The sequence below is a fragment of the Amycolatopsis sp. NPDC051716 genome, from assembly GCF_040681595.1.
Lineage (GTDB): Bacteria > Actinomycetota > Actinomycetes > Mycobacteriales > Pseudonocardiaceae > Amycolatopsis.
Window position 1 is genome coordinate 19,980 of sequence record NZ_JBFAZA010000017.1, and the last position, 17,164, is coordinate 37,143.

A 17,164-nucleotide genomic window follows, 5' to 3' on the forward strand; every position below is an offset into this window, starting at 1 on the left:
CGGCCGATCGGTGACTCGCTCGAAAGTTCCCGAAAGGTTTCGATAATCGTTGACCGGCCGGGCGGCGGGACGAACCATCGTCCCAGCTGCGTTCCCGCCCCCGGAAAGGATTTCCTCGAGTGCGAAGACTCCTCACCGCCCTTTCCGCCGCCGTGCTGGCGATCGCCGCGGCGATCGTGCTGGTCGTGGCGGCGCAGCCGGCGTCCGCGGCCACGTTGACCAGGGTCACCGACTTCGGCAGCAATCCCAGCAACCTCAACATGTACACCTACGTCCCGGACCACGTGGCGGCCCGCCCGGCGCTGCTCGTGGCCGTCCACTACTGCACGGGCTCGGCGTCGGCGATCTACAACGGCTACGCCCGCGACTACGTCACCGCGGCCGACCAGTACGGGTACGTCATCGTGTTCCCGGAAGCCACCCGCAGCGGACAGTGCTTCGACGTCTCCTCGCCGCAGGCCCTCACCCGCGGCGGCGGCAGCGACCCCGTCGGCATCCTGTCGATGGTCAACTGGGCGAAGCAGCGCTACAACGTCGACTCCTCCCGCGTGTACGTCACCGGCTTTTCCTCGGGCGCGATGATGACGAACGTGCTCGCCGCGGAGTACCCGGACGTGTTCGCCGCCGGCTCGGCGTTCATGGGCGTGCCCGCCGGCTGTTTCGCGACCACCGACGGGTCGAGCTGGAACAGCCAGTGCGCGAACGGGCAGCTCACCAAGACCCCGCAGCAGTGGGGTGATCAGGCCCGGCAGATGAGCGGCGGGCGCACCGGCCCGTACCCGCGGATGCAGCTGTGGCACGGCACGGCGGACGACACCCTGCGCTACCCGAACTTCGGGGAGGAGATCAAGCAGTGGACGAACCTGCAGGGGATCGGCCAGACGCCGTCGTCGACTGATTCCCCGCAGTCGGGCTGGACGCGCACCCGCTACGGCGCCACCGGCACCCAGCCGCCGGTCGAGGGCATCAGCGTCCAGGGTGCCGGGCACGCGCTGCCGCAGAACGGGATGGTCCAGTACGCGATCGCGTTCCTGGGCTTGAACAGCGGTTCGACCACGACCACCACGCCGACCACCACGACGTCGTCGGTGCCGGCCGCCGGCAGCACGCTCGGCGGCGCGGCGGCCCGGACCGGGCGCTACTTCGGCACGGCGGTCTCGGCGAGCAAGCTGTCGGACAGCGTGTACACCGGCATCCTGAGCCGCGAGTTCTCCATGATCACGCCGGAGAACGAGCTGAAGATCGACGCGACCGAGCCTTCGCAGGGCCAGTTCTCGTACGCCAACGCGGACCGGATCGTGAGCCAGGCGACCAGCCAGGGCGCCCGGATGCGCGGGCACACGCTGGCCTGGTACTCGCAGCAGCCCGGCTGGATGCAGGGCATGGAGGGCTCGGCGTTGCGCCAGGCGATCCTGAACCACATCACCCAGGTCGCGTCCCACTACCGCGGCAAGATCTACGCGTGGGACGTGGTGAACGAGGCGTTCGCCGACGGCGGCTCGGGTGCCCGGCGTGATTCGAACCTGCAGCGCACGGGCGACGACTGGATCGAGGCGGCGTTCCGCGCGGCGCGGGCGGCCGACCCGGACGCGAAGCTGTGTTACAACGACTACAACACCGACGACTGGAACCAGGCGAAGACCCAGGCCGTGTACCGCATGGTCCAGGACTTCAAGTCCCGCGGCGTCCCGATCGATTGCGTGGGCTTCCAGTCGCACTTCAACCCGAACAGCCCGGTGCCGTCGAACTACCGGACGACGCTGCAGAACTTCGCGAACCTCGGCGTGGACGTCCAGATCACCGAGCTGGACATCGAAGGCTCGGGCACGGCGCAGGCGAGCAACTTCGGCATGGTCACTTCGGCGTGCATGGCGGTCACGCGCTGCACCGGGATGACGGTGTGGGGCATCCGCGACACGGATTCGTGGCGGGCGTCGGCAACACCGTTGCTGTTCGACGGCAACGGCCAGAAGAAGGCGGCCTACACGGCGGTGCTCGAGGCGTTGAACGCCGGAGCACCCCCGGACGGCGGCACGACCACCACGACTCCCACCACCCCGACCACCCCGACCACCCCGACCACCCCGGCACCTGGTGGCTGTTCGGCCGCTTACGCCAAGACGGCGGAGTGGAACGTCGGCTTCAACGGCCAGGTGACGGTGTCGGGGACGAACAACTGGGTGCTCACGGTGACGTTCCACGCACCCCAGAAGGTGATCGGCAGCTGGAACTACACGGGAACGTGGGACAGCACGGGCTACGTCCTGACGGCGAGGCCCAACGGAAGCGGCAACGTCATCGGCTTCACGGTCCAGCACGGCGGCAACCTGACCGACCCGACGGTGACCTGCGCGAGTCCATAGTGGTCGTCATCACAGGGTCGAGGTGCTGCGAAAACTGTCGGTGGTGACGGATAGCCTCAGCACATGAAAACGGACGACGCGACAGTCCCGGCGCACCAGCTCACCAAGGGCCAGTGGTTCTGGCACGAGCCGGCGCCGGGGCTGCCCGCGTGGCAGCTGCAGGTCAATTCGGCGGAGTTGCGGGAGGACTCCGTCGAGATCTTCACCACGGATGAAGAGCGAGAGCTGGTTTCGTACCCGAGGAACAGGCTGATCCGCCTGGCCGAGGCGGCTTGAGAGAGGGGGCTTCAGGGGGTCGCTGGGGGAGTTGAGGGGCGCCGGGGTGAGGTATTTGGGGGCCGGGCACCCCGGCCGGTGGACGGCGCGCGGGGTTTGAGCGGCCGCTGGGTTGAGGGCGGCCCGGATATGCCCGGCAGGGGCCTTCGCGGCCGCTGGAGTGGGTGTGGGCGGGATAACCCCGGCGGCCATGTGAGAGGCCTCTGGATTGCATGCGGGCCGGACACCGCGCCGAGCAAATGCACTCCGTCTTGGCGTTCAGCCGGGATGCCGCGCTTGTTGTCTCGCGAAACCACCGCGCACCGGTCGCGGTAGCGCGTGCCCAGAGCCTCGGACTATTTCGCCGGCGCAGGCCGTGCTGGTCAAGCGGGCCCAGCCGGTGGGGGTCGGCAGCCACAATCTCGCTGGCATGTTGGCGACCGGATCGGCCGTTGCGGTTCGGCGGGGATGCTGCTGGGCAAATCCGCCGGCGTGTTGCCGACCGGGCCAACCCTTGGGATCCGCCCGGGCTGCCGCCGGGCACAAACCCGCCGGCGCGCTGGTAGCGAGCCGGCGGGTGGGGTCGACTGGTACTTTGCCGCGCCAGTCGACCGGCGGTTCCTCTGGTTCTCGGCCGGCCGCGTCGCGGCGGCCGTCAGCCTGCGTCCCGGAGGGCCGGCGGGCGCCATGTCATGCGGACCGTTGTTCCCGTGGTGCTCGTGTCTATGTCGGACTGGTCCGTCACCTTGTCGATCAGCAGCAGGCCGCGGCCACCTGAGGTGCGCAGGCCCGCTTTGCGCGGGCGCGTCGCCGGGATGCCGCAGCCGGTGTCCGTCACCGTCACCGTGATCGCGTCGCCCTCTCGGCGGGCCTGCAAGCGGGCCCAGCCGTGGCCGTCCGGGTAGGCGTGGGCCGCTACGTTGGCCAGGGCCTCGTATGTCGCCAGCGTGATGTCGTGCTGACTGTCCGGGTCGAGCGGGAACTCGCTCAGCCACTGGATCAGCTTGCGGCGCAGGCCGGCCATCTCGTTGGGCAGAGCCGGCGCCAGTTCTTCGAATGCCGGGGCGACCACGGCTCCGGCGGTGAAGCGCTCCGGGGCCGTGGTCCCGGCTTGGTCGGCGTCGGTGCTCTCGCCCGTATCGACGCCAGTTTCCGGGGTATGTCGATACACGATCCGCTCCCATCGTTCAGCCGCGGTTCCCCCGTGTCAGCGGGCTTCTCTCGTGGACTACCCACCGCCACGGAGTCTTACCCGTTGTGCTTCGTGAGATCTGTCGCTACAGTGGAGACGCTCCTCGCGGATGTCGGCCCCTCGGCCGCCCGGAGGCAGCTCCCCGGATCCAGGCCAGTCGGCCTCTTTCCTTCTTCCCGGCCTCGCCGTCTGTGCGCGGGCCTCATCACCATCTCAGGAGACACCCATGTCTTTTCACGGAATCCTCGACCTGTCCGGCAAAACCCCGTTCGCCCGGCCCGGCTACCGGCCCGCGCCCGACGACGTCGCCGTCCCGCTTTCCCTGGTGCGCCAGCACAACCTGCGGCCCGGCGACGAAGTCACCGGCACCGCCGAGAAGATCACCAGCGTCAACGGCCGCGACCCGGACGAGCCGCGCCCGCGCTTCGCCGACCTCGTGCCGGTGCACCCGGATCGCCGGCTGCTGCTCGAAACCACGCCGGCGCGGCTGCTGCCCCGCGTCATCGACCTCGTCACCCCGCTCGGCCGGGGACAACGCGCGTTGATCGTCTCGCCGCCGAAAGCCGGGAAAACCACGGTGCTGCAGGAAATCGGCCACGGGCTGTCGGTCAACCACCCCGACTGCCGGCTGCTGGTCCTGCTCGCCGACGAACGTCCCGAAGAGGTCACCGAGCTGAGCCGGACCGTGCGCGGCGAGGTGATCGCGTCCACTTTCGACCGTCCACCGGCCGAACACGTTGCTGTCGCGGAACTGGCCGTCGAGCGCGCGAAACGCTTGGTGGAGCACGGCGAAGACGTCGTGCTGCTGCTCGACTCGCTCACCCGGCTCGGCCGCGCGTACAACCTTTCGGCCCGCCCGTCCGGCCGCACGCTGTCCGGCGGCGTCGACGCGGCCGCGTTGCTGCCGATGAAGCGGATCCTCGGCGCCGCACGGAACGTCGAGGGCGGCGGTTCGCTCACGATCATCGCGTCGGCGCTGGTGGAAACCGGTTCACTGGCCGACACGGTGTTCTTCGAGGAACTGAAGAGCACCGGCAACGCCGAGCTCAAGCTCGACCGCAAGACGGCCGAGCGGCGCGTCTTCCCGGCGGTCGACGTGGCCGCCTCCGGCACCCGGCGCGAAGAACTGCTGGTCACCCCGGGCGAACTCGCGGCCACGCGCGAAGTCCGGCGGGCATTGCCGGGCCCGCACGCGATCGAGCAGCTGCTGGAGCAGCTCCGCAAGACCGGCTCCAACACCGAGTTCCTGCTCCGCGTGACGGGTGCGGCGCTGCCGGAAGCGGCCTGAGCGCTCAGCTTTCGCGACGCTCCCGCAGTTCGCCGATCACTTCCGCGCCGACGCTGTCGGCTTCCCCGGGGTTGTCCGGTGGTTCGCCTTCGCCGCGACCGTAGAGCCGGTCTTCGGTACGGCCGGGATCTTCGGTGCCGGGCCGGGCGATCTCGGGTTGCTGTTCGTTCGGATGCGACATTCCCGAGAGGTACCCGGTCCGCGAGCTTCCACTCATCGGGGCGGCTGGTACGGGGTCGCCCGCGGGTACGAAGGCCGCTCGGGCCCGCGGTTCAGGGAGGCCACGAGAAACCCGAACCCGACAACGGTGACAACGAGCGGCGCGGCCCCGGGAGCAAAGGCCCACCACCCCACCCCGGCGGCGGCCACCACCCAGGCGGCGACGAGGGTCCGTTTCGCGGTGAGCGGATACGGGTTCGGCAGCTCCCGCACGGCGACTCCACCGAGCACGAGCAGTCCGGCGAGGGTGACGAGCAGCACGGTCAGGTACACGGGATGTCCTCCATCGGGGAGTAGGGCATCTCCCGGATGACTACCCCCACCGGCGAGGGACAAGCCGTGGCGTCGGGCACACCGGCGGTTGCGGAGTCGGCGCACCGACGCAAACCGGTGGGCTCACCTGCGCGGGACCTGGGCACCGTCCCTCGGCGGTCCAGCGGGCGCACCGCCGCGAACGTGGCACCGCACCTCGGCGCCCCAGCAGGCGGGCGAGCGCGCAGGCCACCCTGCGCGGCACCCGGGCACCGCCCTCGCCGGCCCACCGGTTGTGGACCGGCGCGCGTGCGCGGCACCGCGCTTCGGCGGCCCCAGCAGGCGGCGAGCGCGGAGCTCACCTGCGCGGGAAGTGGGCGCCGCCCCTCGATGGCGCACCGGTTGTGCACCGGCGCGAACCGGTGGGCTCACCTGCGCGTCACCGCACCTCGGCGACCCCACCAGGCGGGCCGAGCGCGGGGCTCACCTGCGCCGGACCCGGGCACCGCCTATCCGTGGCCCACCGGTTGCGCGCTGCCGCGCGGAGGTCTGCCTTGCCCGGCACCCTGGCCCCCGGCCCCCGCACCCCTCACGTGCCGCGGCCGGTCGTCTTCTGGAGAGCGTCGATCCGCTCGGACGCCTCCGCCTTCGTCAGGTTGTCCGGCACCTCTTCACCGGCTTCCTGCGCCAACGTCTGCAGGTACGACTTCTGCGGCCCGGTCATCGGCTCGTCGCCGGTGGTCCAGTCGCTCGGGTCCTTCTCGGGGTTCGGTTCCACCTGATCGGTCATCTCAACTCCAATCGAACATCTGTTCGCCTGCGGTCGACTGTAGCGCAGGGGTCCCACAATCGCCGCTCACGTGCCTGCCGGGGGTGTGCTCGGGCCGCCCGGCTCGTGCCCCGGCCTGCCGTGTGTGCGGCGGTCGTCCTTCATCTGCTGTTCGTGCAGGTGGCGGCGTCCTCCGGTGAGCGAAGTGAGCAGCTCACGCTCAAGGTCGCGGCACGCCTTGTAGTAACCGTCGTCGTACTCCTCGACGACCTGGAAAGTCCACCGATCGGGTAATACGTTGAGCCCGATGAGCTCTTCGGAGATCCGCCGCGCCCAGTCGCCGTGGCCGGCCTTCTCGAGCTGCTCCACGGCCTCGCCGAGGGCCAGGTCCGCGCTGCCGGTCAGCTGGTGGAAGGAGTAGAGGTGCCCGCGAGCGCGCTCGATCGTCTCGAGGGCCTCGGTCACCTTGCCGACGGCTTCGACGGTGACGGCGTCAGGGTTCTCGTCCATGCGCGCAAAGTGCCCCGTTCCGCGATTTCTACACTTCGCGGAACGGGGCACCCGTGCTACCTCAGGACGTGGGGCGCGTGGCTCCCGCGTACTCGCTCATCAGCGGCGAGATCTTGACGACGTCGCCGCTCGTCGGCGCGTGCACCATCTTGCCGTCGCCGATGTACATCCCGATGTGGGACACCGGCGAGTAGTAGGCGACGAGGTCGCCGGGCTGCAGCTGGGAACGCGACACCGAGGTGCCGAAGCCGGCCTGGGCCGCGGAGTTCCGCGGCAGGGTGATGCCGGCCTGCTTGTACGCCCACTGCATCAGGCCCGAGCAGTCGAACGTGCTCGGCCCGGTTGCGCCCCAGACGTAGGCGCTGCCCAGCTTGCTGAGCGCCGCGTCGACCGCCTTCTGGGCCGCCGCGCTGGGCGCCTTCACGGTCGGCGCCGCACCGCCGGTATCCTTCTGGGCGGCCTTGTCGGAGGTGCTGAGGTTCCGGCTCTGCGCCTCGATCTGGTCGATCTGGCCCTGCAGGTCCTTCTTCTTGGCCTCGATGTCCGAGGCCAGCTTCGCCGCCGCGTCCCGGGCGTCCTGCGCCCGCTTCGCCGCGTCGGCGGCCGACTTCTCGGCCGCCGCGGCCTTGGCCGCCGCGCCGCTGAGGTTGCCCATCGCGGCGTTCTTGTCGGTCGCGATGACCTCGAGCGCCGCCGAGCGGTCCAGGAAGTCCTGAGTGGACGTTCCGGCCAGCAGCGCCGACAGCTTGTTCATCTGGACGCCGCTGGTGAACGACGCTCCGGCGAACTTGTCCACTTCGGACTGGTACCGCTGCTTCGCCTCGATGGCCTGCGCGCCGGCGTTCTTCGCGGCGTCGACGTCGGCGTTGGCCTTGTCGAGCTGACCCTGCTTCGCGGTCAGGTCGTCCTGGGCCCGGAGCAGGTCTTCGTTGAGCTTTTCCGCCTGCGCCGCGAGATCGCGGTACTTGGCGAGGGCGTCCGAGCCGGCGGGGGGCGCCTGGAGGACGGGGACGGGGGCGGCGGTGGCCGCCGGCTGGGCCATGGTGACGAGGGTGATCACCGAGGCCGCGGCGAGGGCACCTGACACCACGCGCTTGACTTGATGCGAACGCATTCTCGCGCGGGTCTCCTTTGCTGATCGGCCGCCGGCGGGTACCGGGACGGCGAGTCGGGGGCCTCGCCCGTGCCCGGGGCGCGCTCGACCGCAACAGGAAGAGCCCGCGTGGGGTCCGGTACCCGGCAGGGGGGTATCGGCGGCGATCTCGCGTCGCCGTCGGGGGACGACCGGGGGCCGCGAGATCTCGAACAGGTTACGAAACGAGCACGGGTACGTCCAGGGCGGGCCGCCGGAAACTCTCTGTGACGCCGATTAACAAGCCTGGACCAGCGGGACCGTCCTCGACTGTGGCTGGGATTACATGCCGTTACCACCCTTGATTACCCTACCCCCCTAGGGTATCCATGGAGGCATGACGAACTCGACCTACACCGTCACCGGCATGACGTGCGGCCACTGCGCCCGGTCGGTGGAAGAGGGGATCCGCGGACTCGACGGCGTCACCGGGGTCGCCGTGGACCTCGGTACCGGCGCGGTGACCGTGCGCAGCACCGCGGCCCTGTCCGCCGACGACGTGCGGGGTGCCGTGGAAGAAGCGGGGTACCGGCTGACATGAACACCGCAGCGAAGCTCGCCGCTTACGGCGCGGCCCTCGCCCTGGTCGCCGCCGGCGGCTGGGTGACCGGCACCGCTGTCGGTCCCTTCCCGGGCGCGACCGGGGCGGGGACCGGGGCCGCCGGGCACGGGGACACCCACGGCGGCACCGCCGCGGCGGTCGCGGACCACCAGCCCGGCGGGCTGGCCTCGGCCGCGGGCGGCTACACCCTCACCCCCGCGTCCACCACGCTCACCCCGGGCGCCACCACGGCGTTCACCTTCAAGATCACCGGCCCGGACGGCGCCGCCGTGACCGCCTACGACGTGGAGCACGAGAAGCGGATGCACTTCATCGTCGTCCGCCGCGACACCACCGGGTACCGGCACCTGCACCCCGGCCTCGGCGCCGACGGCACGTGGACCGTGCCGATCGCGATCGCCGAAGCGGGCAGCTACCGGGCCTTCGCGGACTTCACCCCCTCCGGTGGGAAGGCGCAGACGCTGGGCGTCGACCTCGTCGCGCCCGGGCTGTTCCAGCCGGTCGACCACCGGGAGTCGCGGGTCGCGGATGTCAGCGGCTACCGCGTCCGGCTCGACGGCGACCTGGTCCCCGGCCGCTCCTCGCGGGTCACCGCGACGGTGACCGAGGACGGCCGCCCGGTCACCGATCTGCAGCCCTACCTGGGCGCGTACGGCCATCTCGTCGCCCTCCGCGGCGGCGACCTGGGCTACCTGCACGTCCACCCGGACGGCGAGCCCGGCGACGGGAAGACCGCCGCGGGCCCGGCCGTGACGTTCTTCGCCGAGGTGCCCTCCGCCGGGACCTACCGCCTGTTCCTGGACTTCCGCCACGGTGGCGTCGTCCAGACCGCCGAATTCACCGTGACCACCGCGGAAGGGAGCGCGTCGTGACCGTGCAGCTGGACCGGGCCGAGGTCGAACTGGCCATCACCGGCATGACCTGCGCGTCCTGCGCCATGCGGATCGAACGCAAGCTCAACAAGCTGGACGGTGTCACCGCGACGGTCAACTACGCCACGGAGAAGGCGAAGGTCAGCTACGCCGGCGACGTCGCTCCGCAGGACCTCGTCGCCCAGGTCGAAGCGGCGGGCTACGGTGCCACGCTGCCCGCAGCGGAAGCGGAGGAAGCGGAGGAACCGGAACGGGCCGCCGAGGACCCCACCCGGACCCTGCGGCAGCGCCTGCTCGGTTCCGCGGTGCTCAGCGTCCCCGTGGTCGTCCTGGCGATGGTCCCCGCCTGGCAGTTCACCTACTGGCAGTGGATCTCGCTCACCCTGGCCGCCCCGGTGCTGGTGTGGGGAGCGTGGCCGTTCCACCGCGCCGCGTTCGCCAACCTCCGCCACGGCGCCGCCACCATGGACACGCTCATCTCGATCGGCACGCTCGCCGCGTTCGGCTGGTCGCTGTACGCGCTGCTGTTCGGCAGCGCGGGCACCCCCGGCATGAGCCACCCGTTCGAGCTGACCGTCGAGCGGATGGCCGGCGACGGCGCGATCTACCTCGAGGTCGCCGCCGGCGTGACGACGTTCATCCTGGCCGGCCGCTACTTCGAGGCCCGCTCGAAGCGCCGCGCCGGCGCCGCCCTGCACGCGCTGCTGGACCTCGGCGCCAAGGACGTCGCCGTGCTGCGCGACGGCGGGGAACGGCGTGTCCCGATCGGCGAGCTCGCCGTCGGCGACCGGTTCGTGGTGCGGCCGGGGGAGAAGGTGGCGACTGACGGCGTCGTCGAGGACGGCGGGTCCGCGATCGACGCGAGCCTGCTCACCGGCGAGAGCGTGCCGGTGGAGGTGCGCCCGGGCGACGCCGTGGCCGGCGCCACGGTGAACGCCGGTGGCCGGCTCGTCGTCCGCGCCACCCGCGTCGGCGCCGACACGCAGCTGGCGCAGACCGCCCGGCTGGTCGAGGCGGCGCAGACGGGCAAGGCGCAGGTGCAGCGGCTGGCGGACCGCGTCTCGGCGGTCTTCGTCCCGATCGTCATCGCGCTCGCCGTGGCGACGCTCGCCTTCTGGCTCGGGGCCGGGGAAACGCCGTCGGCCGCGTTCACCGCCGCGGTCGCCGTGCTCATCATCGCGTGCCCGTGCGCGCTGGGGCTCGCGACGCCGACGGCGCTGCTGGTCGGCACCGGCCGCGGCGCGCAGCTGGGCATCCTCATCAAGGGCCCGGAGGTGCTCGAATCGACCCGGCGCGTGGACACCGTCGTGCTCGACAAGACCGGCACCGTGACCACCGGGAAGATGGCGCTGGTGCGGGGCGAGGGCGAAGTACTGCGCCTCGCGGGCGCGGTCGAGGCCGCGTCCGAGCACCCGGTGGGCCGGGCGATCGCGGACGCCGCTCGCGAACGGTTCGGCGCACTGCCGTCCGTTGTGGACTTCCGCAGCACGCCGGGCCTGGGCGTGGAAGGCGTGGTGGACGGGCACCAGGTCGTCGTCGGACGCGCGGAATTCGCCGGGGACGACGCGGAGGAGCACCCGGGCACCACGGTCTCCGTGGCCTGGGACGGCGAAGTTCGCGGGCGGCTGGTCGTCGCGGACACGGTGAAGCCGACGTCGGCCGAAGCGGTCCGGAGGCTGCGGGCACTCGGCCTGACACCGGTGCTGCTGACCGGGGACGCCGGAACCGTGGCGCGGGCGGTCGCCGCCGAGGTCGGCATCGAGCACGTGATCGCCGAAGTGCTGCCGAAGGACAAAGCCGACGTGGTGCGGCGGCTGCAGGCGGACGGCAAGGTCGTCGCCATGGCCGGCGACGGTGTCAACGACGCGGCCGCGCTGGCCCAGGCGGATCTGGGCCTGGCCATGGGTACCGGCACCGACGCCGCGATCGAGGCGGCCGACCTGACGCTCGTGCGCGGCGACCTGCTCGCCGCGGCCGACGCGATCCGGTTGTCGCGCCGGACGCTGCGGACGATCAAGGGCAACCTGTTCTGGGCCTTCGCCTACAACGTCGCCGCGCTGCCGCTGGCCGCCGCGGGCCTGCTGAACCCGATGATCGCCGGCGCGGCGATGGCGGTCAGCTCGGTCTTCGTCGTGACGAACAGCCTGCGCCTGCGGGGGTTCCGGGCCGGGTGGAACCGGTTTGTACGTCCCTTGTATCCGGTTGCGTGATCCTCATGGCCGTACCGATTCCAACCCATGGAGGACCAGGATGTTCACGAAGGCCGCCGTGCTCACGGCGCTCACCGCCGCTGCGTTCGCCGTGGCCGCACCGGCTCAGGCCGAGACTGCGGCCACGACGGTGCTGCCCGGTGCGAACATGGAGGCCGTGCTCAAGGCGGCCCAGATCGACCCGCGCCGCGCCGACGACACCTTGACGCCGGGCGCGCACGACAGCGTCCTGCTCGTCGAGCAGGCGTTGCAGGCCAAGGGACTGCTGGCGAGCCAGTACGTCGACGGCTACTTCGGCACCACGACGATCACGGCGTACTCGCAGTACCAGAAGTCGCTGGGCTACACCGGCCTCGACGCTTCCGGCCTGCCGGGCAAGACCTCGCTGGAGAAGCTGGGCGAAGGCCGGTACACCGTCACGAATGCGGTTTCCGCGGGCAGCCAGGTGACCTACCACGGCAAGACCCTCAACACCCGCACCAAGGCGATGCTCGTTGCGGCGGAAGGAAAAGCGGGCTTCCAGGTCAGCCTGACGCAGGGCTCGTACAACCCCGGTGGCGTCGACGCCTCGGCCGGGACCCACGACGGCGGCGGCGCGATGGACATCTCGGTGTCCGGCATGTCCTCGACCACCCGGACCACCCTGCTGAAGGCGCTGCGCAACGTCGGGTTCGCGGCCTGGTACCGCACGCCGGCGCAGGGCTTCGACTACCACATCCACGCGATGGCGATCTCCGACCCGGACCTGTCGTCGGGTGCGCAGCACCAGACCGGCGACTACTACCTGGGCATGAACGGCCTGGCCGGCCGCGGCGCCGACGACGGCCCGCAGGTCGCGAAGGTCACCTGGGAGGAGTACCAGCGCGGCTGATGCCGGGGTGGGCCCGGCCGTGGTGGCACGGCCGGGCCCACCGGTGGTTTGATCGAAGGACCAACGACGTGGGGGTGCTTCGATGCCGCAGAAGGCGTTCCGGTTCGGCGTGGTCGCGGGCGCGACCGATGGGGGTGCCCGGTGGCTGGCCACCGCTCGCCGTGCCGAGGAGCTCGGCTATTCGACGCTGCTCTGCCCGGACAACCTGAACATGCCGACGCCGACCGCCGCGCTCGCGGCGGCCGCGGCGGCCACGACCGAGCTGCGGGTCGGCTCGTTCGTCCTGGCGAGCCCGCTGCGCACCGCGCGGGCGGCGGCCTGGGAGGCGCACAGCCTGACCGTCGTCACGGACGGCCGGTTCGAGCTCGGCCTCGGCACCGGGCGGCCGGAAATGCGGCAGCAGGCCGAAGAACTCGGGCTGCCGTACGGCTCGGGGCAGGAGCGCCTCGACTCGATTTCCGAGACGATCGACCACGTCCGCCGGCTGGACGGCGACGGGCACACGCCGGTGATGATCGCCGCGGGCGGCCCCAAGGTCCGCCGCCTCGCCGGGAGGAAGGCCGACATCGTCACGATGGCCGGCGGCGTGCTGACCACCCGGGAGGAAATGACCGGGTACGTCGAGGAAGTCCGTTCGGCGGCCGGTGACCGCGACCTCGAGTTCGCGATGAACATCTGGGTCGTCGGCGACACGGTCCCGCCGTGGATCCGCGGCTTCATCGGCGTCGACGCCGAGACGCTGATCGAGCACGACTCCCTCGGCCTGCTCCGCGGCGACATCGACGACATGGTGGCGGAGCTCGAACGCCGTCGCGCGGAACACGGCGTGTCCTACTTCAGCGTCAACGGCGCGTTCCTCGAGGAGTTCGCCCCGGTGGTGGCGCGGCTGTCGGGGAAGTGAGCGTGGCGGGGTCGGTGTTGGCGCCGCAGAGCAGGACGGCGACCCGTTCGCCCGGCGCGGGCCGGTAGGCGCCGGTGAGCAGGGCGGCGAACGCGGTCGCCCCACCGGGTTCGACGGCGAGGCGGTAGCGGTCCCACAGCGCCGCCCGCGCTTCGACGATCGCGGCGTCGTCCACCAGCACCGAGCCCGCGTCCGTGCGGGTGGCGACCGCGAACGCGATGTCGCCGAGCCGGGACGCGCCCAGCGAGTCGGCGGCGACACCGGAGACGTCGACCGTGACCGGCTCGCCGGCGGCCAGCGCCGAGTGCAGCGTCGGGATCGTGCGCGGCTCGACGCCGATCACGCGCGCCCGGCCTTCGACCGCGGCGGCGACGCCGGCCAGCAGCCCGCCACCACCGACCGCGACGAGGATCGTGTCCGGGGTGTCCGCCTGCACCAGCAGTTCGAGGCCGAGGGTGCCCTGGCCGGCGCAGATGTCCGGGTGGTCGTAGGCGTGGCAGAAGAGCTCGCCGGAGTCCGCCGCGTGCTTGACGGCCGCGTCGTAGGCGTCGGCGTACTTCTCGCCGACGAGTTCCACCGCCGCGCCGAGCTGCCGGAGTTTCGCGACCTTCACCACGGGTGCGGTCGCCGGGACGTAGACCCGCGCCGGGAGCCCGAATTCGCGGGCCGCGTACGCGACGGCGAGCCCGGCGTTGCCGCCCGACGCGGCCACCACCCCGGTTTGCGCTCCGGCGGCGAGGATCCGGTTGAAGGCGCCCCGGGCCTTGAACGACCCGGTGTGCTGCAGCTGCTCCAGCTTGAACCACACGCCTTCGTCCGCGGCGAGCACCGGCGTCCGGCGGACCCGGCCCTCGATGCGCGCCGCCGCCCGTTCGACATCCGCTGTGCTGATCATGGCTTCAGCATGCGCGCGGGCCGACGTAAGCACCAGCGACGTCTCCTATGCTGGAGTTAGCAGAACTTACGGCTGGAGGCTCCCGTGCTCGACGCCCACCGCCTGGCCGTGCTGGCCGAGGTCGCGCACGCCGGCTCGATCGCCGCGGCCGCCCAGCGGCTTTCGTTCACGCCGTCCGCCGTCTCGCAGCAGCTGGCCAAGCTGGAGCGCGACGCCGGGGCCCGCCTGCTGGACCGGCACGCCCGCGGCGTCACGCTCACGCCGGTCGGGGAGGCGCTGCTCGTCCACGCCGAGGCGATCGTCGGGGAGCTGCGGACGGCCGAGCGGACCGTTCGCGCGCTGCTCGACGAGGAGCTCACCGTCGGCACGTTCGCCAGCGCGGGCATGACCCTGGTGCCCGCCGCGCTCGCCGGCTTCCGCCGCGACCACCCCGGCGTGGCGCTGCGGCTGCTGGACCTGGAGCCACCGGACGGGTACGGCCTGGTCAGCTCCCGCGAGCTCGACCTGCTGATCACCCACCGCTACCCGGGCGCACCGCTGCCCGACCCGCGTGGTCTGCAGCGGACGCTGCTGCGCTCGGAGCGGTTCCGGCTGATCCTGCCGAACGGGCACGCGAAGGCCGACGCCCGCCGGCTCACCCTGCGGACGCTGGCCGCGGAGGACTGGATCTCCGGCAGCCCGGGCGTGCCCAACCGTGCGTGTCTCGAGCAGCTCGCCGACGCCGCCGGTGTCCGGCTGCGGGTGGCGTACGAAACCCGGGACTACCAGGTGATCCTGGCGCTGGTGGAAGCCGGGCTGGGCATCGCGTTCGTGCCGGAGAGCGTGCTCGAACGGGTGGGCGCGGCCCGCGTCGAGGTGCGCGACGCGGCGGACGCCCAGCCGGTCCGGGAGATCTTTCTGGTGCACCACCGGCGTCCTGGCCCGCTGGTGACCGAGATGGTGGCGCGGCTCAGCCGGTGACTCAGCCCACCGGACGGCCCGTGCTTTCGAATCGCGCCGACGCCGACCGCAACGCGTCCAGGCACGCCCGCACCGCGCCGCGATCCTCCTCCCCGGCCCGGCAAACCGCGTAGATCGTCCGGGTCAGGGCCGGGCGCGTGGCCAGGATCCGCACGCCGTCCGGCAGCCGGTCGCGGGCCAGCCGGGGGACCAGTGCCGCGCCGACGTTGCCCGCCACCAGGGCCAGCTGGGTCGGGTAGCCGCCCACCGTGCAGCTGATCCGCGGCTCCAGCCGCTGCTTGCGCAGCACCTGCACCAGCCACGCGTGACACCCGGACCCCGCGCTCCAGCCGATCCACGGCAGGTCGTCCACTTCGGACAGATCGACCACCTTGCGGTGGGCCAGCCGGTGCCCGGCGGGCAGGGCGAGGTCCGCGACGTCGGAGAACAGCGCGATGCGGGTCGTCGACGGCGGGAGCACCGTCGGGCGGTCCTCCCAGCTCTCCAGCACGCCGACGTCGATGTCGCCGCCCAGCACGCGGGGCAGCGTCTGCTCGGCCTCGCCCTCGTGCAGCGTGACCGCCAGCCGCGGGTGCCGGTCGGCGAGGGTGGCCAGCGCGGGCGGCAGCAGCGCGTGGACCGTCGTCGGGATCGCCCCGATCCGCAGCGGCCCGATGACGTCCTCGCGCAGCAGCTCCAGGTCCGCCTTCGCCGCGGCGACCTGCGCGAGGATCCGCTCCGCGTGCCCGGCCAGCACCTGGCCCGCCTTCGTCAGCCGGACGCCGCGGCCGCGCGGCTCCAGCAGCGGCTGCCCGGCCTCCCGTTCCAGCTTCGCCAGCTGTTGCGACACCCCGGACGGCGTGACGTGCAGGGACTCGGCCGCCGCGGCGACCGAGCCGTGGGTCGCGACCGCGTGCAACGCCCGCATCCGCTCGAGTCCGTACACAGTAGCGATGCTACCGAATTCCACGCAGAAACATTCGCTTGTCCTTGACAGTCGCCCACCGCAGGCTGGGGATGTGCTCACGACCGACGCCCCGACGTTCACCCGCCGCTTCGACCCGCGGCTGCTCGCCGCGCTCGGCAGCTTCTGCATCTCGCTGTCGTCGGTCTTCATCAAGGTTTCGCACGTCAGCGGCAGCACGAGCGCGTTCTGGCGCTGCCTGCTCGCCCTGCCGGTGCTGCTCCTGCTGGCCGGGCGCGAACGGCGGAAGGCCGGCCCCGCGCCACGCCGCCGGGTGCTCTTCCCGCTGCTGGCCGGGGCCGGGCTCGGCCTGGACTTCGTGCTCTGGGGCGAGGCGATCCCGCGGGTCGGCGCCGGCATCGCGACCGTGCTGCTCGCCGTGCAGGTGGTGATCGTGCCGCTGCTGGCGTTCGCGTTCCTGGCCGAGCGGCCGGCGAAGCGGTTCCTCGCCGCGGTGCCCGTGCTGCTCGGCGGGATCGTGCTGGCCGGCGGGTTCGCGGGCACCGGTTCGTTCGGCTCGGACCCGGTCACCGGCGCCGTCGCGGCGCTGCTCGCCGGGGCCGGGTACGCCGGCTACCTGTTCCTGATCCGGCTCAGCGGCGGCACGGGCACGCAGGCGCACTCGCTGGTGCTGGCCACCGTCTCCGCCGGCGCGGTCGCCGTCGTGCTGGGTATCCCGACCGGCACCCTCGACCTGGCGCCGGGCTGGCCCGCGTTCGGCTGGCTGCTCGCGCTGGCCGGCGTCGGCCAGCTGGCGGGCTGGCTGCTCATTTCCGCCGCGCTGCCCCGGATGTCGGCCACCACCGGGTCGACGTTGATGCTGCTGCAGCCGGTCGGCGCGGTGCTGCTCGGCGTCGGCCTGCTCGGGGAGACACCCGGGTGGGCCCAGCTGACCGGGTGCGCGGGCGTCGTCGCCGCGGTCTGCTTCGCCGGCAGCGGACGTTCTGCGCGCGAAGGCCGTCCCGGCTAA

General features: G+C 72.1%; 18 protein-coding genes. 10 read left to right on the forward strand and 8 right to left on the reverse strand.

Annotated elements, in window-relative coordinates; translation table 11 throughout:
• Positions 1-119 precede the first annotated feature (119 nt).
• Positions 120-2,363, forward strand: a complete 2,244-nt coding sequence (locus tag AB0M30_RS23645; protein WP_364587142.1) for a PHB depolymerase family esterase — start codon at positions 120-122, stop codon at positions 2,361-2,363.
• A gap of 63 nt (positions 2,364-2,426) precedes the next feature.
• Positions 2,427-2,639: a hypothetical protein gene (locus AB0M30_RS23650; RefSeq protein WP_103340506.1), complete on the forward strand. Its 213-nt coding sequence runs from the start codon at positions 2,427-2,429 to the stop codon at positions 2,637-2,639.
• Positions 2,640-3,273: 634 nt separating this feature from the next.
• On the opposite strand, the gene AB0M30_RS23655 is transcribed toward AB0M30_RS23650, so the two are convergent.
• Positions 3,274-3,789: an ATP-binding protein gene (locus tag AB0M30_RS23655; protein ID WP_364587145.1), complete on the reverse strand. Its 516-nt coding sequence runs from the start codon at positions 3,787-3,789 to the stop codon at positions 3,274-3,276.
• Positions 3,790-4,036: 247 nt separating this feature from the next.
• Between AB0M30_RS23655 and rho the strand changes: the two genes are divergently transcribed.
• Positions 4,037-5,098, forward strand: coding sequence for a transcription termination factor Rho (gene rho / locus AB0M30_RS23660; protein WP_364587148.1), 1,062 nt, complete (start codon positions 4,037-4,039; stop codon positions 5,096-5,098).
• A gap of 4 nt (positions 5,099-5,102) precedes the next feature.
• Here the strand turns inward: rho and AB0M30_RS23665 are convergent, their stop codons facing one another.
• The 5 genes from AB0M30_RS23665 to AB0M30_RS23685 form a co-directional block, all read right to left on the reverse strand.
• Entirely contained in the window at positions 5,103-5,279 is a 177-nt protein-coding gene (locus tag AB0M30_RS23665) for a hypothetical protein (protein WP_364587151.1), read from the reverse strand.
• Between the two features lie 32 nt (positions 5,280-5,311).
• Positions 5,312-5,590 carry a hypothetical protein gene (locus AB0M30_RS23670; RefSeq protein ID WP_364587154.1) on the reverse strand — a complete coding sequence of 93 codons (279 nt, stop codon included), beginning with the start codon at positions 5,588-5,590 and terminating at the stop codon, positions 5,312-5,314.
• A 568-nt stretch (positions 5,591-6,158) separates the two neighbouring features.
• Entirely contained in the window at positions 6,159-6,359 is a 201-nt protein-coding gene (locus AB0M30_RS23675) for a DUF3072 domain-containing protein (RefSeq protein ID WP_013227672.1), read from the reverse strand.
• 66 nt (positions 6,360-6,425) lie between these two features.
• Positions 6,426-6,848 carry a hypothetical protein gene (locus AB0M30_RS23680; RefSeq protein WP_364587157.1) on the reverse strand — a complete coding sequence of 141 codons (423 nt, stop codon included), beginning with the start codon at positions 6,846-6,848 and terminating at the stop codon, positions 6,426-6,428.
• Positions 6,849-6,909: 61 nt separating this feature from the next.
• A complete protein-coding gene (locus tag AB0M30_RS23685; RefSeq protein WP_364587160.1) occupies positions 6,910-7,962 on the reverse strand; it encodes a C40 family peptidase in 1,053 nt (350 codons plus the stop codon).
• A 355-nt stretch (positions 7,963-8,317) separates the two neighbouring features.
• Between AB0M30_RS23685 and AB0M30_RS23690 the strand changes: the two genes are divergently transcribed.
• The 5 genes from AB0M30_RS23690 to AB0M30_RS23710 all read left to right on the forward strand — a co-directional run bounded on the left by AB0M30_RS23690 (position 8,318) and on the right by AB0M30_RS23710 (position 13,396).
• Positions 8,318-8,521: a heavy metal-associated domain-containing protein gene (locus AB0M30_RS23690; protein WP_364587163.1), complete on the forward strand. Its 204-nt coding sequence runs from the start codon at positions 8,318-8,320 to the stop codon at positions 8,519-8,521.
• Positions 8,518-9,414 (forward strand): hypothetical protein, encoded by an 897-nt coding sequence (locus AB0M30_RS23695; protein WP_364587165.1) that lies wholly within the window; start codon positions 8,518-8,520, stop codon positions 9,412-9,414. The genes AB0M30_RS23690 and AB0M30_RS23695 overlap by 4 nt, the downstream gene beginning before the upstream one ends.
• Complete coding sequence (locus AB0M30_RS23700; protein WP_364587168.1) at positions 9,411-11,624, forward strand: heavy metal translocating P-type ATPase; 2,214 nt, start codon at positions 9,411-9,413, stop codon at positions 11,622-11,624. Before AB0M30_RS23695 ends, AB0M30_RS23700 begins: the two co-directional genes overlap by 4 nt.
• 40 nt (positions 11,625-11,664) lie before the next feature.
• Positions 11,665-12,495, forward strand: coding sequence for a peptidoglycan-binding protein (locus AB0M30_RS23705; protein WP_103340511.1), 831 nt, complete (start codon positions 11,665-11,667; stop codon positions 12,493-12,495).
• An 82-nt stretch (positions 12,496-12,577) separates the two neighbouring features.
• Positions 12,578-13,396, forward strand: a complete 819-nt coding sequence (locus AB0M30_RS23710; RefSeq protein ID WP_364587171.1) for an LLM class flavin-dependent oxidoreductase — start codon at positions 12,578-12,580, stop codon at positions 13,394-13,396.
• On the opposite strand, the gene AB0M30_RS23715 is transcribed toward AB0M30_RS23710, so the two are convergent.
• Positions 13,338-14,291: a threonine/serine dehydratase gene (locus AB0M30_RS23715; protein WP_364587174.1), complete on the reverse strand. Its 954-nt coding sequence runs from the start codon at positions 14,289-14,291 to the stop codon at positions 13,338-13,340. The genes AB0M30_RS23710 and AB0M30_RS23715 overlap by 59 nt on opposite strands.
• Before the next feature lie 84 nt (positions 14,292-14,375).
• Between AB0M30_RS23715 and AB0M30_RS23720 the strand changes: the two genes are divergently transcribed.
• Positions 14,376-15,251, forward strand: coding sequence for a LysR substrate-binding domain-containing protein (locus AB0M30_RS23720; protein ID WP_364587177.1), 876 nt, complete (start codon positions 14,376-14,378; stop codon positions 15,249-15,251).
• A gap of 1 nt (position 15,252) precedes the next feature.
• On the opposite strand, the gene AB0M30_RS23725 is transcribed toward AB0M30_RS23720, so the two are convergent.
• Positions 15,253-16,176 carry a LysR family transcriptional regulator gene (locus AB0M30_RS23725; protein ID WP_364587180.1) on the reverse strand — a complete coding sequence of 308 codons (924 nt, stop codon included), beginning with the start codon at positions 16,174-16,176 and terminating at the stop codon, positions 15,253-15,255.
• 73 nt (positions 16,177-16,249) lie between these two features.
• On the opposite strand from AB0M30_RS23725, the gene AB0M30_RS23730 reads away from it, so the two are divergent.
• Positions 16,250-17,164: a DMT family transporter gene (locus AB0M30_RS23730; RefSeq protein ID WP_364587183.1), complete on the forward strand. Its 915-nt coding sequence runs from the start codon at positions 16,250-16,252 to the stop codon at positions 17,162-17,164.

Bases quoted from the DNA above. Each gene is read 5' to 3' on its own strand.
- AB0M30_RS23675 (WP_013227672.1), bottom strand. From the start codon at position 6,359: ATGACCGATCAGGTGGAACCGAACCCCGAGAAGGACCCGAGCGACTGG.
- AB0M30_RS23690 (WP_364587163.1), top strand. From the start codon at position 8,318: ATGACGAACTCGACCTACACCGTCACCGGCATGACGTGCGGCCACTGC.
- AB0M30_RS23685 (WP_364587160.1), bottom strand. From the start codon at position 7,962: ATGCGTTCGCATCAAGTCAAGCGCGTGGTGTCAGGTGCCCTCGCCGCG.
- AB0M30_RS23705 (WP_103340511.1), top strand. From the start codon at position 11,665: ATGTTCACGAAGGCCGCCGTGCTCACGGCGCTCACCGCCGCTGCGTTC.
- rho (WP_364587148.1), top strand. From the start codon at position 4,037: ATGTCTTTTCACGGAATCCTCGACCTGTCCGGCAAAACCCCGTTCGCC.
- AB0M30_RS23715 (WP_364587174.1), bottom strand. From the start codon at position 14,291: ATGATCAGCACAGCGGATGTCGAACGGGCGGCGGCGCGCATCGAGGGC.
- AB0M30_RS23695 (WP_364587165.1), top strand. From the start codon at position 8,518: ATGAACACCGCAGCGAAGCTCGCCGCTTACGGCGCGGCCCTCGCCCTG.
- AB0M30_RS23680 (WP_364587157.1), bottom strand. From the start codon at position 6,848: ATGGACGAGAACCCTGACGCCGTCACCGTCGAAGCCGTCGGCAAGGTG.
- AB0M30_RS23650 (WP_103340506.1), top strand. From the start codon at position 2,427: ATGAAAACGGACGACGCGACAGTCCCGGCGCACCAGCTCACCAAGGGC.
- AB0M30_RS23710 (WP_364587171.1), top strand. From the start codon at position 12,578: ATGCCGCAGAAGGCGTTCCGGTTCGGCGTGGTCGCGGGCGCGACCGAT.
- AB0M30_RS23665 (WP_364587151.1), bottom strand. From the start codon at position 5,279: ATGTCGCATCCGAACGAACAGCAACCCGAGATCGCCCGGCCCGGCACC.